Origin of the sequence: Flavobacterium sp. UBA5153 (assembly GCA_002413745.1) — a bacterium.
Taxonomy (GTDB): Bacteria; Bacteroidota; Bacteroidia; order Flavobacteriales; family Flavobacteriaceae; genus Flavobacterium.
The window spans coordinates 1-16,847 of sequence record DHXP01000001.1; the positions used below are offsets into that span (position 1 = coordinate 1).

9 protein-coding genes are annotated in these 16,847 nt (G+C 34.7%); all 9 read right to left on the reverse strand.

All coding sequences use genetic code 11. From position 1 onward, the window contains the following. Positions 1 to 92 precede the first annotated feature (92 nt). Positions 93 to 3,548 carry a DEAD/DEAH box helicase family protein gene (locus B2145_RS00005; RefSeq protein ID WP_291096855.1) on the reverse strand — a complete coding sequence of 1,152 codons (3,456 nt, stop codon included), beginning with the start codon at positions 3,546 to 3,548 and terminating at the stop codon, positions 93 to 95. Positions 3,549 to 3,591: 43 nt separating this feature from the next. Next, complete coding sequence (locus B2145_RS00010; RefSeq protein ID WP_291096858.1) at positions 3,592 to 5,352, reverse strand: ATP-binding protein; 1,761 nt, start codon at positions 5,350 to 5,352, stop codon at positions 3,592 to 3,594. A 94-nt stretch (positions 5,353 to 5,446) separates the two neighbouring features. After that, on the reverse strand, positions 5,447 to 9,148 hold the full coding sequence (locus tag B2145_RS00015; RefSeq protein WP_291096861.1) for a hypothetical protein: 3,702 nt from the start codon (positions 9,146 to 9,148) through the stop codon (positions 5,447 to 5,449). Positions 9,149 to 9,339: 191 nt separating this feature from the next. Continuing rightward, entirely contained in the window at positions 9,340 to 9,921 is a 582-nt protein-coding gene (locus tag B2145_RS00020) for a super-infection exclusion protein B (RefSeq protein ID WP_291096863.1), read from the reverse strand. 12 nt (positions 9,922 to 9,933) lie between these two features. Next, complete coding sequence (locus B2145_RS00025) at positions 9,934 to 11,115, reverse strand: restriction endonuclease subunit S (RefSeq protein WP_291096866.1); 1,182 nt, start codon at positions 11,113 to 11,115, stop codon at positions 9,934 to 9,936. Between the two features lie 325 nt (positions 11,116 to 11,440). Beyond that, a complete protein-coding gene (locus B2145_RS00030; RefSeq protein ID WP_291096869.1) occupies positions 11,441 to 12,622 on the reverse strand; it encodes a PDDEXK nuclease domain-containing protein in 1,182 nt (393 codons plus the stop codon). A 29-nt stretch (positions 12,623 to 12,651) separates the two neighbouring features. Continuing rightward, entirely contained in the window at positions 12,652 to 14,217 is a 1,566-nt protein-coding gene (locus B2145_RS00035; protein WP_291096872.1) for an HsdM family class I SAM-dependent methyltransferase, read from the reverse strand. Between the two features lie 436 nt (positions 14,218 to 14,653). Further along, positions 14,654 to 15,925: a DUF2130 domain-containing protein gene (locus tag B2145_RS00040; protein WP_291096874.1), complete on the reverse strand. Its 1,272-nt coding sequence runs from the start codon at positions 15,923 to 15,925 to the stop codon at positions 14,654 to 14,656. A 236-nt stretch (positions 15,926 to 16,161) separates the two neighbouring features. Beyond that, a complete protein-coding gene (locus B2145_RS00045) occupies positions 16,162 to 16,815 on the reverse strand; it encodes a hypothetical protein (RefSeq protein ID WP_291096876.1) in 654 nt (217 codons plus the stop codon). Positions 16,816 to 16,847: the final 32 nt, after the last annotated feature.

Consider the following 16,847-nt stretch of genomic DNA (forward strand, 5'->3'; position numbering starts at 1 on the left):
GTTTTTCAGCAGACCCTAAATAAATGGGCAACGCACTTTGTCCATCGTCCCTCGACTGCGCTCGGGATGACGCGCTTAGGATAACAGCTCAGTTAAGCATAACCCGCATTTCCATTGACCTGATTGATTACCCTGATGATGGTTTCAAATTTATCTTCTTCCGGGAATATTCCAAAAACGCCTTGATCGTGTTGTTCATTAAAAGGAGATTGCGTCAGCAATTGTTTTTCAATAACTCCTTTTTGGTTGAGGTAGGTTATGATTTTTTGAATGAACGTAATTTGGTTGGCATTCAAATTCCCTTTGGAGATAAAATCAGCAAATAACTGATTGGTTACTTCAATATCTAAACCAACAATATTACGGACAAACTTTCCTAATGGTTGCTCACCGTATTCTTTGATAAAACGGTCTTTGCTTTCCAATGCTTCTTTCAGTAAAAACAGTTCCAATACTTCCAATTCCTTGGAAGTGATAGGCAAGTTTTTATACAATTTGTCAATTACCAGATGCGATCTGTTTTTTCTAATAAAGGCTTCTACACGGTCTTTGTAGCTTTTCAGACTGGTATAGGTTCCCATAACATCCACTTCTTTTACCTGGTCTAAAAGGAGTACATCCGTGAAGTCCGTGTAAACCGGGGTTTCTTTGTCTTCATCTTTAAGGAACTGTATTAAGCTGCGCAATTCCGTTCTTATTTTTTCTAATTCCGTGATGGTTATGGTTGGCCAAAAGCCGTCTTTTTTGATTTGCTCGATTAACGTGATTTTGGCGTAAACTGCCGGAATATTTCTTTTGGTGAATAGCAGTTGTGCAATGGTAACTATATTTGAAATCAAGCCTTGCTGTGCTTTTGACTGATTGATTAATGCCAGTTGTAATTTTCCTATCAGTACATCAAAACGCTTTGCCAGTTCGTCGGTGTCTTCTTTATAGGAAACCAGATGGGACAGGTTGTTTTTGATGTCTAAAACAGCGCTATTGGTCAAATTATTCCATCGGTTTCTTGCTTTGTATTCCATTACATATTTCCAATGCTTCCTTACTTCAAAACGATTTTCATCTAAAACCTGAATTGTTTTTTGCAAATCATCCTTGATTAGCGAACAGTAGTTTTCCTCTTCTTCCGTTGGATTTTGATTGTTGTAGATTGCCATTACAATATCCAGCTTGGTTTCAAATATCAACTGCGACAATGATTTTGTGGCTTTGGGAGTAAATCCATCCGGGAATTCATCGAAGAACTCAAAGTTGGCGCAGATATCAAAAATCAGGAAAAATTCTTTGTCTTTGCCGTTTCCGAAAAGGTTCTTGCACAATCTTGTTCCGCGACCAATCATCTGCCAATATTTAGCAAAGGATTTCACTTCTTTGAAAAACACTAAATTCAATACCTTTGGTGCATCTACACCCGTATCCATCATATCGACCGATACAGCGATTTGCGGGTCTTTTTCGTCACCTTTATCAAAACAGAATTTTTCCAATAAATCTTGTGCTTTGTCCTCGTAGTTGTCAATTACTCTTAAAAAGTTACCGCCTAAATCGGGATAATTTTTATTGAAACGTTCTTCTATGAAAACGGCGTGACGGTGGTTTTTAGCAAAAATGATGGTTTTTCCCAACTTATCTTCGCCTTCCACTTTTTGGCCGTAGTTCATCAGGTAATCTAAAACGGTATCTGCAGTATTGTTGTTGAACAGAAAAGTATTGATTTTACTTTTGTCTATTTCCGGAATTCCTGTAGGTTCGCCGTCTTCGGGAATTCCAAAAATTTCCTCGTAATGTCGTTTGTCTTTTTCGGAAAGTTCGGCGTATTTAATACCTTCTCTCGGGAATTTTACCGGTACCGTTATGGCTTTTGGCGGTACCAAATATTTGGCATCTACCGCTTCATTGAGTTCATAGGCAAAGGTTGGATTGTCATCTTCAATTTCAAAGAGCGAATATGTATTTCGGTCAATATCTTTTTTTGGTGTTGCCGTGAGTCCGATCAGGATGCTGTCGAAATAACTGAAAATCGCCTGGTATTTTTGATAGACTGAACGGTGCGCTTCGTCAATAATAATCACATCAAAATGTCCAATGCCATACAATCGCCCATCTTCATTTTTGAGACTGTCGATTTTATTCATTATCGTTGGATAGGTCGAAAATACCACACGAGTTCCATTATCTTCTTTTTCCTTGGTTAAGTCAATTGCAGATAAATGAGGGAGGTATTCTTTGAAGGCGTTTTTGGCTTGAGATACTAATGCGTTTCTATCTGCCAGAAACAAGATTCGTTTTGCCCAATTGCATTTGGTAAACATATCCACGATTGCAGCTGCCGTTCTTGTTTTACCACTACCCGTTGCCATCACCAATAGCACTTTTCGGCTTTTCCCTTTTAGTTGGTGTTGGTTTGTCGTCACCAATGTTTCTGCCACCCGTTGAATGGCCAACAATTGGTATGGTCTTTCGACAATAGCCGTGTTTACCCGAAATGCCCTTAGGTCTTTTCTGGAAAAACGTCTTTCTATTGCCAGTTGTAACTCTTCTTTGGTGTAAAAACCTTGTACTTTCCTGTCTGGATAAAAGGTATCGTCCCAAAGGTGGGTTTCAAAGCCATTGCTGTAAAAAATAATTGGTCGTTGCCCCGTACTTTTTTCTAAACAATCGGCGTATAGGCTGGCTTGGTGTTTTCCTTTGTGTGCATCGTGCAAGGTGCTTTTGGCTTCAACAACTGCCAGTGGCAACCCATTATCTCCCCATAGCACATAATCAACATATCCTTTTCCGGAAGGATTGGTCGATAGGGGCATTCCTGCCACTTCAAACTCTTTTTCTTTTCCTTCTCTCAAATTATCCCAACCCGCTTCGCGCAATAGTAAATCAATGAGCAGTTTGCGTGTTTCTTGTTCCGAAGTTAATTCGGGAATGGCTTGTTCTACGGTTGTTTCCTGAAAACGAATTTCTTTACGTTCTGCAATGAGCTGTAATTGTTCTTCCAATTGCCGGCGCAAGCCGTCGTTTTCTTCGGCTAATCTTTCTTGTGTTTTTAACGCTTTTTGTGCTTCGGAACGTTCCTGTTCCAGTTTTTCGGCGAGTTCCTGAAGTTGCTTGGCGTTTTTATCATTGGTATCTCCGTAGGGAATTATTCGTTCATCAAACTCGGGAATGTCGGGATTGTTCTCGCTGTAGTATTTGCTTAGAAAAGACAGAAAGCGAAAACTGTTTTTTAAGGAATGTAAAGCATCCAAAGCTTTTACGGTTTTGCCGTGTGCGGCATTGTTTCCGTTGAGGCGCACGATATCCAGTTCGACCAACATACTTGGTTTTAGTATGTTTTTGAAGCTCTCGTTGTGGAGTAAGGCACCTAATTTAGTATCATAGGGCAATTCTAAATCTTCATCATTTTTATACAACCAAAACAAAGTTTTCTCCAACGCACTGCGACACAACAAGGCTGCATAACGTGGTGCCGTGAAGGTGTGTTTTTCGGCATCTGCAATCTCACGATAGATTTCTGGGAATTCCTGTTGAAGAAAGGTAAAGTTGCTTTGCATATTTTTTTATTGATGCGTCTAAAATACTACATTATTTTTGATTTTACTGAGTTATCAGTTTATGAAGTATTTCTCCCTGAATGGTGCGTTTGTATTTTTGGTCTTTATGAGTTGGTTTTTCCGGAATGGTCAATTCTATCCATCCCAAATTTACCAATGGGTTTAAATATTTTTCTCGGTTAAAACTATGATTTGTGAGTCCAATATGTTCCAATATTTCTACTCTTCTTTTTGCTTCGGTCAGGAAATTAAGAATTGCTAAAACCTTGTCATTAAGATTGCTTTCTATGATTTCAATAGCTCGTTTACTAGCTCCGACAGTAGCTCCGACAGCGATATCTTTAAAATCGCTATTTTTCTTTATTTTATTGGGCTCAGCTCCGACAGTAGCTTGGTCACTAGCTAGGTTAGTAGCTCCGTTAGTAATGCTTTCAAAATTTACATTTTCCTTGATTTCATTGGGATTAGCTAGGTTAGTAGCTACGTCGTTCCTGTTTTTTAAATAACGACTAAGCTCTTCCAAATTTGTAAACAAAATATCTTTTTTATCGACTTTAATTATTTGTTCTTTTGCTTGTAACACCGAAAGGAAATAGGTGCTTTGTTCGTCTGTTTCAAAAATAGGTTCCGGTGAATTATTTTCCCTCATAGCGTTTCTTATGGTAGGAAAACCCGTGCCACGTCCTTCGGTCAGGTGTAGCTCTTTGAGTAAATCGCCAATGCGGCGGTTGCGGTAATCGCGTGCCACGATGCGTTTATTTTGTTTTAATATTTGTGCATCTACTGGTGGAACCGGACCAGGGAAACTGAGAATTTCTATTCTGTCCGGCCATAATTGGACCTCAATAGGTTTGTCCATTTCATAGCTTTTATGATATACCGCATTGGACAAAGCCTCTTCTATGGCTTCGTAAGGAAAATTAAAATGGCGGTTAGCTTCTGCTTTATGGGCTACTTTTTCGACTGCTTCTTCGATGATATTGTTTTTGAAATAGTCTAAGACGGCTCTTAGTTGATGATGAATGGGGCCTTTGAAATACTTTTCGGAGAAATTTTTACCGGTTTTGTCTTTGTGAATGACCAATTCAATCCAGGAACGTTCGAGAAACTTCTCCGGATTTCGAGAAAAAAATAACAGTCCCACATTTAACGGACGCAATGCCTCTTTTGGACCATTTACAATTTTCATATTGAGACACAAATCGGCAAAAGGAATTTGCTTGCTTTCTTCGTATAAATCGCTTTTTACTTCCTGAAGAAACGCTTGAATTAATCCTAAATCTAAATCGTCAATGGTTGCTTTGCCGTTTATTCTGTCGTCAAAAGGAATTCGTGCTGTCAGTTCTTGTAATCGTCTTAAATTATCATCCTTGGCAATGATGCTGCGGGAGCCAAAACGAATATAAGGATAGCGTTGTGCTCCTTTTCCTTGCGTGATTGGCGCAGTATAAGGGCGATTGTCACCGGCAGGACACCATAACACTAAAATGTGTTGTCCTTGCAGGACATAAGGTTGTATTAAAGGGAAATAATTGGGAAGCAGTTGATAGGCAAGGGTCAAGACTTCGCCTTGAATTTTGTCCAGACTTTCGGGAGTTAAACCAGCAGGAGGGAGGATAGGTCTTCCATCCTTTTCTGCAATGCCCACAATGATGTAGCCACTGCCCCAATTGTTGATGTCATTGGCAAAGGCACAAATAGTATGCACAATTTCTTCGGGATTCCAGCCTTGTTTGAATTCAAGACGTTCCCATTCTATAGATTGTCCGTTGACTAAATCGTTTATGTTTATTGGTAATGCCATATTATTATAATGCTTTAAAATAATAATCTATAACTCAAAATTAATACAATATACATTACTCTTGAATAAGATTAAAAGCTAATCGTGTTTATTTTTATTTTCTTTTATGATTTATTCTGAAATCATTTTCAAGTACCGAAACTGATGATATATAATTTTTATCTTCCAATATTTTTAAAAGTTGCCTATTTTCTTCACTTTTTGGAATTCTTGCTTTTGAACTAGTATCCGTTATTGGAGAATAAATACCACCTAAGCTTTTCAGAAAAGGTTCTAGATATGAAATATTGTATTTGCTTGAATTTTTAATAAATAGTTTTATCCTATCTATTACAGGTATATTAGTGCTTGAAATGATAGCATTTAAGACTGTATCACTTACAACAAAAGAATTGTCAACAAGCAAAATTGAGCTTAATAGTCTTAAATTGTTATTTGTGATAATTGTTTCTTCGGCACAATAATTTAGAATTTGCAATTTTTCAGAATTATTCAGCATTGTAGATTTTAGGACTAATTCTAAATCGTTACTATCAAATGTAATTTGGTCTAGGATCTTAAAATATTCGCTTTTCCGTTTTTCAAATAGTGATATATTCAAGCCATTCAAATTTTCCTTTAAGGAAACAAAGCTTTTTAATATTGGATTTATACAATTATTGTTTATCAATGATTTGATCTTGTTTTCAGATAAATTTTCAAAATTCAAATCACTATACCACCATGAATTTGATTTAGTAATTAAATCATATGATTGATCAGTTATTTCATTTGATTGAATTAGTTTTTTCCAAAAATCTTTATAAACATCTGTTTCTTTAGGGATTTTTACTTTTGATAATTCCTCAGCATTTTCAAGAATATTAATAAAATTGATAGTAGATGCTGAAATTTCGTTTTCAATTAATTCATCTTCTTCCTGCTCCGTATTTTGACTATTATAAACATGTAGCAAATTTTCCCAAGAAGATACCAATTTGTTTTTCTCAAGTAAAACAGGGTACAATCCCGAATGATTAACTTTTGAGAGTTTTACAATTTTGGTTTCTACTTGTGAGATGATTGATGTTTTATTATTTATTTCTAAATCTTTATTGTTTAATAATTCAACAAGAGATTCTTCTTTTTCATTAATATTACTTGAAATTTTCAGATAAATATCTTCAATGTATTTATTGATGTTTTTCTCAATATATTCAATTAATTGATCTGCTTTCGAATTCTTTATTGAAGAGAAGTTAGAATTGTCAAATTCTACCTGATTGAATTCTCCATATTTTTTAATTATAGAAGCAATCATTCCGATATTAAGCTCATAGTGATTTTTCTCATATATGAAATTCAGCATTTCATCTGGTGAATTTTCAAAATCAATTTCATTAAAATTTAATCCTAATTCTACGATAACTTTTTTAAGTTTCGGATAGTTATTTGTGATATTTAAAAATAGAGGATTGGATATGATTACTTTCTTGAATGTGGATTGTTTAGCAATATTTAGTATAGCGTTTATGTCTCCGGATTCTATGATGCTTTTAAAAATATCTTGTTTTAAATTTTCCAAAAAATCAGGATTAGATTCGATGAATCCCCATATATTATACCATTTGTTACAAAGTAATTTTATAAAGTCTTCCTGCTTTTGAGAAATTTCAAAATATCCTTTAATAAATTCAACAGACTCTTTTGATTCATCTTTAAGTTTGTTAAAAATGGCTTCAATCTGTATGTTATAATTACTGGAATGTATAAGTAAATAATCTAAGAGATCAAAATTCAGTATATATTCCGTTTGAAAATCGAAAGGGTTTATCTTAGGAATTAATTTTTCAATTTTTGAAAGCTTGTAGTCAAAAGGTTGTCTGTTACCATTCTTAATATTGATATAGAATTGATAATCTGAACGAGTAATACTTTCTTCGTGAAATAAGGAAATATAATCTGTATAATCTTCCGCGATATAACCATTTCTCAATAAAATTAGTATAAGATTTCTATTAAGGTTTTCACTTATCTCGATTTCAGATGATTGGTTAGATATTAGTAATTCCGATATTTTGAAGTTCCTTACTGTTTGCTTTTGTTTTTCTAATTCCTGTATTTTATTTTTTAAAGCATTGATTTTACCGTTTTTAATTTCAATAATCTCCTTTTCTCTGTCAAGATATAATCTTGAAGGATTCACCAATTTTTCTATTTCTGTAAACTCAAAATCATGTTGTTTTACTTGTATAGAATCTCTTCTGTAATAACTGTCATATACCATCTGATTATATGAGAAATTATTAGCTTTTAGGTATTCAAAATTTTGGTTTTCAACAATTTCTTCTATTGAGATATTCGTTTGATTTACAAGGAAAGATTGAAATCCAGGTAATTTTTCAATGATTCGGGCAACATACAAAAGGCGAAGGTCTTTAGTATTATCTAAATAAACATTTTCAAATACAAGAATCTGTCCTTTATATACTTCAGTTTTGCTTTCGATTTCACTAATTATTTTTTTTATGTAGTTAGTTTTAGAAGAAAATATATTGTAAAGATCTCCTTCGTTACAACTCAATTTCATGAAATCGTTTGGATAAATATTCTTATAAGTAAGAATGGCGAACAATTTATCATGGATTAAATTTTCATTGAGTTTTTCTTTATACAAATAGAATTCATTTGATATGTTATGAAGTAATCGCATGTCATCAATAAAGAATGAAATATCTTCAATTAAATTATCGCTTAGTTTGTATTGAAGCTGGTTTCTTTTCTTGAATAATATCTCACTTGAATTCGAAGAATTGATAACCGGAATAACTGGGATAATAAAATCAAAAAATTTTGTACGTTCTTTATCCGTAAACATATCATCCCTTACTGCATAGACAAAGGTGATTTCTTTTTTCTTGGTTTTTTCGGAATTGTTTAGCAGTAGGTTGACTTCTCTTAATTTAGTAAATATTTCAGTTTCCTGAAACCTGTCTAAATCTTCAATTATAATAACATTATATGGACAAACTGTGAAAAAGTAAAGTATCTCATCAATGTGATGATTAAGAATAGACTTATTCAAATTTTCTCCGATACTAATTTCGGCATTCTGAAATTTAAGTTTATTGACAGTAATGGCACTTAAAATTCTAACTGATTTCCGAATTATAAAGAAGACACCCAATGCAATTATTAATATTTCACCATAATGAATAATGTCGCATATAGTGCTGTTGATTGCAATATCTTTAAAGACACTTTGGATGAAATAAGGGTTGAAATAGTTATAAATGGCGACTAAAAATAATAGATAACCGAATGAATAAAGGGTTAATTCAATAGTGCTATAACTTTTTATTTTTTTAAACCTTGAATCAGGTATTTTTTCATCTTTTTCATGATAAAAAATTTGTTCAAGTATGCTTATTTCAATTAGCCTTAACAGTTCCGTTTTATCGACTTCAATTTTATTACCTTTTTCATCGAATTGAGATTTTTCTTCTTTGAATGTTGCCAAAGAAATATTAAGGAATTTTAAGTCATTTCCTTTATAATTTTTTTGAAATGTTTTCAGAATACTACTTTTACCAGATCCATAAGGTCCTGTCAGAGCAATGTTTTTGATATCTTCCTTTTTTCTGTTTTTTAAAGCCCATAACAATGCTTTTGAATAATGCCCGTCTTCATCCCCATTATCAATAGGAGATAATGAAGAATATGTCATTTCATCTAATTTTGTTAAAGAATATTTGTAATGCAAAACTTCTAACCAAACTATTATTTTTTTTAGAAAAATGAGAAGCTTTTCTTTCATGAATATTTTTGATTTATGTTAATATAAAAAATGATAATAGTCAAAGTTTTGAAATTTAAAATAGATTGATTTTTAATTTAACTCCCCCTTAAACACCTGTTGCAACAGTCCGTTAAACAAATCCTCGCTTTTTACCATTGTTTCTTGTGCTTGTTGTTTTTTGTATTAAAAGCTGTTTTTTGACAATTTTTTTAATACCTCCAATTATTATTAACCCACTCAGGTCTGTTCTCTGAAATTAAATATTTTTCTTCCTCAGTAAGCTCTTCTTTTAAATCAAGATGCTCTAGTTTGATAATTTTTGAAATATACTTAGTCATTGACATAGAAACTTTTGTTCCATTTGCAATGAAGGAGTTCCCTAATTGTTTATTAAACCTTAAAATCCCTTTATCAATTAAGCCTGAAACGACTGTGTTATCATAGGGCATTGTAATTGAATTTTGACTTTGAATTGCAAATTCTCTCAACACTGCTTTTTCTTTAGGATCTAATTGTGTTAGGATTTGTTTGTATTCAGCTTTTAATTTTTTTAGCTTGTATTCAAAATGTAATTTGTTGAATATCCATATAATTAGATTTACTATTACAAGAACAGTAGAAAATAAAAAAGCCAAACCTACAAATCCTTCGTACGTTTGAAATTTATCCAAATGGAGTTTCTTTAAAATTTCTGATCCAGAAAAAATAAATACTCCCGTGACAATTGAAACAACAAGAAAAATCTTTGTTGGTAGCTTCGTTACATCAAAAAATGATTTAAAAAAATCCATAGTGTTTTGTTTTTAATTTAGCTCTCCCTTAAACGCCCGTTGCAACAACCCTTGAAACAAATCCTCGCTTTTTACCAAGGCTTCTTGGGCTTGTTGTTTTTGGGTTTCTATCAGTTGTACTCGCTCTGCGAATTGGTTTTGAAGTTCTAAAGTTGGTTTTATCATTAAAATTTTTTCAAATTCACCTTTCGTAAGCATTCGTTTCATTCCATTTGAAGCGTGATTTTGTATGTGTTTTTTTGAAATTTTAAAAAGGTTGTATAAATATTTTGGATTAACATCATCAAAAGGTTGAATAGCATTTATTTGTTGATTAAATGACACTTTTCTATCTGTTAGCGAAGCTCTACCGATTGATTCAATACTACCAGCAATACAAGCCACCAGTAATGCGCCATTTTCTACAAATCGGGCTTTAGAAAATCCTTTCTCAGATAAATATTCTTTTGCTTGAGTTACATTTACATATTTATCATTGATGTTGTCAGTTTTTAACCACTCAATAAAATTTGATGAATAATTTTCATCATCATTTCTTGGAGGAGTATTTCCTGTAATTATTTTCCCAAATTTTTTCAGCTCTAACTTCTTCCAACCTTTTTCATTTCTCACCGGATCCCCAAACATATCCAGAAACAAACTTTGCATTAAGGCATCGTATTTTTCTATGAGTTTTTGGTTGTATTGGCGTAGTTCATCCGCTTTGTCGAGAATGGCGGCAATTTTTTGTTGAGTTTGAAGACTGGGGAGGGGAATTTGAAGTTCTTTTACATATCTTTCTAATTTAAGATTTATAATTCCAGTTGTTTTGTTTTGGTAATTATTTGTAAATCCAAATAAATGACTTATGTATAATTGGTATAGTAAATATTTAGGAAATACTTTATCTTGTTTTGGTCTTAAAACAGAAGTAAAATTGTTACATAAATAAGTGCCTTCTAAATCGAAATATACAACTCTTCCAACTGGTTGTGTTGGGCTTCCTCCAGATTTTTCAATAATGATGTCACCTTTCTGAAGTTTTTTATTTTCAACTTTTTTCAAGTCAATATTTCTAAGCACAATGTCTTTTAAATTTAATCTTCCTTCATTTGAAAAATTAGTTGTTCTAATGACTGGTATTGTTGTTCCGTCTGAACCCCATTCACCCGAAATAGGTTTTTCAATTAAATTTATTAATTCAACTTTCTGCATTAGTTCTATAATTTTGTATATTCGTTTTATTATTAATTCAATCGCTCGTTAAGAGCCGTGTTTTAGAGTACCTGCCTCTTCTAAGCAGATAGTCGTCGGTCGAAGGTTCGAATCCTTCTGCGATTACTAGGGTTTCTGGTTCGAACCCTGTCGCGGTCACCTTGTTAATTAAATGGTTACTGGTTTGCACTTCGACTGTGCTCAGTGTGACAAGTCAAGGTTACCCCTGTATCGAATCCCTTCCTCTCTGCTATTATTTTCCCGGGGGTCAGAATCCCTCTTACTCCGCATTTCTTCTAAATTTGTCATTGCTTTTGAGTATTCATTATTCCAACCGTTTTAATTCGTTTTCGATAAAGGCTTGCAATACTTCTTTGCTAGGCAGTTGCAACAAATATTTAGAAACAAATAGTTTTTCGTCCATTCCCGAAAGGGCATATTCTACCAGTTTTGTTCCTTTTTGGGTACCAAGTAAAATGCCTATTGGCGGGTTGTCATCGGGTTGTTTTACTTCTTCCCTGTAATAGGAAACATAAGTGTTGAGCTGCGATAAATGTTCGTGCTTAAATTGATCCGCTTTCAGTTCTATTAAAATATGGCATTTTAAAATACGGTGGTAAAAAACTAAATCTACAAAATAGTATTCCTCATCTATGAGGATTTTCTTTTGCCGTGCTTCAAAGCAAAAGCCATTTCCGAGTTCAACTATAAATTCCTGTAAATGATTTATCAGTGCTTGTTCGAGCGTGTTTTCTTCAATTAAATTGTAGTTGCCTAATTTTAGAAAATCAAAAATATAATGGGATTTTATAGAATCTATAGGGCTTGAAGGCTCAATTTTTTGCAATAATTCGTCAAAACCCAATGCCGTATTTTGAGACAAACCGACTCTTTCAAATGCCAGGGAATGAATTTGTTTTTTTAATTGCGCCACTGAGGGTTGCGTTTTTAAAATTAATAATTCATAAAACTGTCTTTGTGTTGGGTCTTTTATTTTAATGAGCTCAACAAAATGGGTGTATGAAATACGTTGAATGGCTTTTTTATTATACTCTAAAAGCTCAAGATTATTATTGTGGAATTTTGGGGTTGGCAACCCCAAAATGTTTTTATCATCGTTTTGGAATTCTTGGGTTACCAACCCAAGAATTCGATTTTCTTGATTTTCCAATTTTGCGGTTGGCAACCGCAAAATGTTTTCAGCAATCAAATGGGTATATTTTTGATGAATTATATCTGAATAAAAAGGATAGGTGGTGTAGAATTGCCTACATCTCGATAATTCAGGGGATGTTAATCCTTTAATGGCAATTGTTTTGGATAAATTAGCCAATAACTTATTTCCATACGTTGCTCTATCTTTTCCATTTTGTTCAAATTCAATAATATAAAAACCAATTAACCAATTGCGAACCGTCAAGGAAATATTAATCGCCTTAACGCTTTCTTGTTGCAAAACGGTGTGTGTTTGCTGAATGGATTGTGCTAATGTGTCAAAATTTATCATAGCATGGTTGTTTTGAGAATTCCGGTTTTTTATCCTAACATTTTTTCTAAATCAGCCATCGCTTTTTGTCGTTTGCTGTCTATTGCTTTAATATCCGCAATGAGTGTTTGTGGCTTTTCATATACTACTTCATCATAGACAATTTCTTTGTAGCGATTGATGCTGAGGTCGTAATCGTTGGCTACAATGTCGGCTTTTGGGATTAGGAAGGATTTTTGGGTGCGGTCTGTCCCCACCCCAGCCCTCCCCAAAGGGGAGGGAGTTGTGCCGATTGATTTCCAGTCTAGTAAAATATTAGGAATATCGCATTTGCCCTTGAATTCTTCCAACACAGTTTCCGGGTTGGCGAAACATTGCTCGAATACTTCTTCCGAGAGTTGTGCGCTCCGTTTGTCGTCGAGGCTAAAACCATCGGCTTGCATATCGTAAAACCAAACGTTATCCGTGCCGCCCGAGTTGGTTTTGGTAAAGAATAAAATGGCGGTGCTTACTCCGGCATAGGGTTTAAAAACGCCGCTTGGCATCGAGATTACAGCTTGCAGTTGTTGGTTTTCGACCAATTCCTTACGAATGTTTTGGTGTGCGCCACTGCTGCCAAACAATACGCCATCAGGCACTATCACGGCGGCACGACCACCGAGTTTGAGCATTCTTAAAATCAAGGCCAAGAACAGCAATTCGGTTTTCTTGGTTTTGGTCACCGCCAATAAACTGCTTTCTACTTCGTCATAATCGAGTGCTCCTTTAAACGGAGGATTGGCCAAGACCAAGGAATACTGGCTGCTGATGCCGTTGCTTTCGCTCAAGGCAGAATTTCCAATTAAGGTTGGATTTTCCATCCCGTGCAATTGCAAGTTCATAGCCGAAATACGCATCATAGAGGGGTCAATTTCAATTCCGTTGAACATAGTGGAATTATAATGGTCCCGAAAGTCCTGATTCATAAACCAGTCTTCGTGTTTCTCGTGGATATATTGGGAAGCGGCGACCAAGAAACCTGCTGTTCCGCAAGCGGGGTCACAGATGGTATCGTCTTTTTTGGGTTGGGCCATTTCGACCATCATGCGGATGATGTGGCGTGGTGTACGGAATTGTCCGTTGGTTCCGGCTTCGGCAATCTTGCCCAACATGTATTCGTATAAATCGCCTTTGGTATCACGATTGTCCAGCGGTAATTTGTCAATTTGCTGCACGACACGATCTAACAGTTTCGCCGTTGGAATCATAAACGTAGCCCCCTTGATGTATTCGGTAAACGCACCGCCATCTTTGCCCAGGGTTTTCATAAAGTCAAAAACGGTGACGTCATTCAAATGGCGTTGTGGACGTGTGAACAAATTGAACATTACTTCCGGATCTTTGTCCTTGAAGCTACTCCAACGCAATTCTTTTTGTTCTGGAGTATAAATAGGCTTGTCGGTAGTCACGCCGAGCATATTGGTTCTTTTCTCAATCAGTGTTTGCTTGTCGTCCAGTTGTTTCAGGAAGATGAGGTAGGTAAATTGTTCGATTACGGTCAACGGATTTGAGATTCCGCCTGTCCAGAAGTCGTTCCAGATTTTGTCTATTTGAGATTTTATTTCGCCTGTGATCATTCGTTTTATTGCTATTATTTATTAATTTAAACTTCGACTGCGCTACCATTGACATTTTTAATTAATATATTGAATATCAATTAAATGGTAAAATAAAATTGTAAGAAAACACATTATTGTATTTTAATAGCAATTCTACAAAAGACTAGCAATGTGATTCTAATTGCTAGTCGTTCTTTTTTGCATTGCCCAAAAAAGAACCAACGAAACACTTAGCCCTGAAAAAAACTGTTCGCCGACCCGCAATTTTCTCAATTCTGAAATCCAACGAACTCGCTACGCTCAAACAGCGTTGGATTTTTTCAGAATCTTCGAAAAGCGGGTGCCCGGCTGCCACAGTCAAGGGGCGTAGGAATAAAAAAAACATTAAATACGTCATTTTATATTGCTTTTTTTAGAATAAAAATTATACCTCAGTGTGACAGTACCAATTTTATTATTCTAATTCTTCAATTGTTTCGTCGCTATCGTAATCTTGTTCCAAAGCTTTAACGGTTTGAACAGCGTTACCTGCAATTCCTCTGATGGAACCGTACATGTGAACGGTATTGCTAACTACTTTATGAATTTGTTTTTCGCGTTTTTTCCAATGTGCCATCATCGACCTTTTCTCGGCGGTTAAATCAGCTTCCATTTGTGAAAATCCTTCGACAATGCCTTCCATCTGCAGACGGAATTCGTTGCTGGTTAAAAATTCATACAACATGGCCATTTTATCGCCTTTGTTCTCCTGTCCCTGAACGGCTTGGTTTACCTGTATCAACGAGTGGCGCAGTACCGCACTTAATGCTTTAAATTCCTCGAAAGTACAGATGTAAATGCCGTCTTTCATTCCCATTCTGTCCATGTCATTCGGCATGACTTTGGTGACCAAGACGCCTAAATTAGCTTTTTTATCCCGAATATCATTCTTGAATTTCTCAATCCAGCCTATTGTAAAATTTTTGGCATTCTTGCTTTCATAGTAAATGGATCCGCAATTTTGTAGTTCTCGAGTATTTACAATTTGCAAGCAATCGGCACCATTGACTCCTTTTTTTACTTCACCAATTGTATCTAAAGGGAATTGAGAAGCGAGCCATTCCTCAATAGCCAGTTCCATAACTTCTCCTTGCAACTGCATAGAACCTTGTTCCTGCTTGCGTTTCATTTCTTCGATCAGTTTATTTTGATCATCCGATTTTTTCTGAAATTCTTTGATTTTCATTTCATTTTTTTCGGCTTCCTGTTTGACTATTTTTTCTCTTTCCACTTCTAAAATAGCATTCAATTTGATTTGATTTTCGGCTTCGATGGCCTCTTTCATTTCCAACTTTTCTCGATGCAATTTGGCATTTTCGGCTACCATTTTATTGTAATCGATAAGCTTTTCCGATTTTTCAGTAAGTTCTATTTCCTTAGCCAAGAAGAGTTCTTTGTTTTCCTCTTCCAGTTTGATTTTGATTTTTGCAGTAATTTCTTTTTCAGAAACTTTTTTGGCTTGCTCCAACCGGTCTGCAAACATTTCATTTTCCAGTTTCTTCTTGGCTTCAAATTCGGCTTTGGCTTTTTCCAATTCCTCCTTTTTAGAGGCTAATTCTTTAGCTTGTGCACTTGCTTTTTCTTGGTATTCTAAACGGATACCGTCTTCTAATTGGTGTTTTAGAATATCATTCACATCGATAACAGTACCACAATTTGGACATTTAATAGAAGTTTGCTCAGCCATGAGATTTAAGTTTTATTGGTTTACACTACAAACGTATGACGTTGAGGTGCAGAGGGTGTGCATCGGTAGCTTTTTTCTTCAAATTTACTTTTAAACTTTGTAAAAATCTTCGAAAATAAAAGAAGATTATGAATTTTTGCTAAGGTATTTAAAATCTGATAAATAAAAATGAAGAAAGCCGTAAAGGAGTTTTTTTTTAATCAAAGAAGGACAAATTGAATTGATTCCAGATTATATTATATCAGTATTGTTTTTTTTCTTGAATTAATCTTGTAGAGGTAGTCTATTAAATCCGGAAGCTCCACCAGGCTTAATAAGCCATTTGTTGATTGCGGCAGTTGGTTTAACTGAATGTGTTTGATATGTTTCCTGAAGGCTATTTCACCCACAATTTGCATCACAATCCAATCAAGATTTGATTTTAAATCTTTGTATTGTTTTATCTCGTTGTAGTAGGGTAGGTAGATGTTGATTTTTATTTGCTTGGTATTGATGTTGTAATCCATTAAAGCCATTTGTATTTCACTAATTTTGATTTCATAATTTTCGCAGATACAGGGTGAGTCTGTACCATTTTTGTACTTTGTAATATCCTCTAATGGTTTTATAAAAGCTTGAGCGGTAAAGTATTCCAGCGGTGGAGCTTGTTCTTCTAAGGCAATGATTTTTGGGAATAGTTTACGGTAGCCATACCCTGTGAAAATTATGGTGCATTTGTCTTGGTTGTTTGATGGTTTTGTTATTTCAAAACCAATTCGTTTAGAAATGTAGTTAAGTTTATTTATGAATTGGGAGTAGATTTCTTCGGTATTGATTCCGAGAAAGAAAGCGTTTATTATTTCTTGTTCGTTTTTTTGGAAGTAGTTCCAGAAGGTGGTGATTTTTTTCATGGTAAGTAGTGAGAAGTGAGAAGTGAATAGTG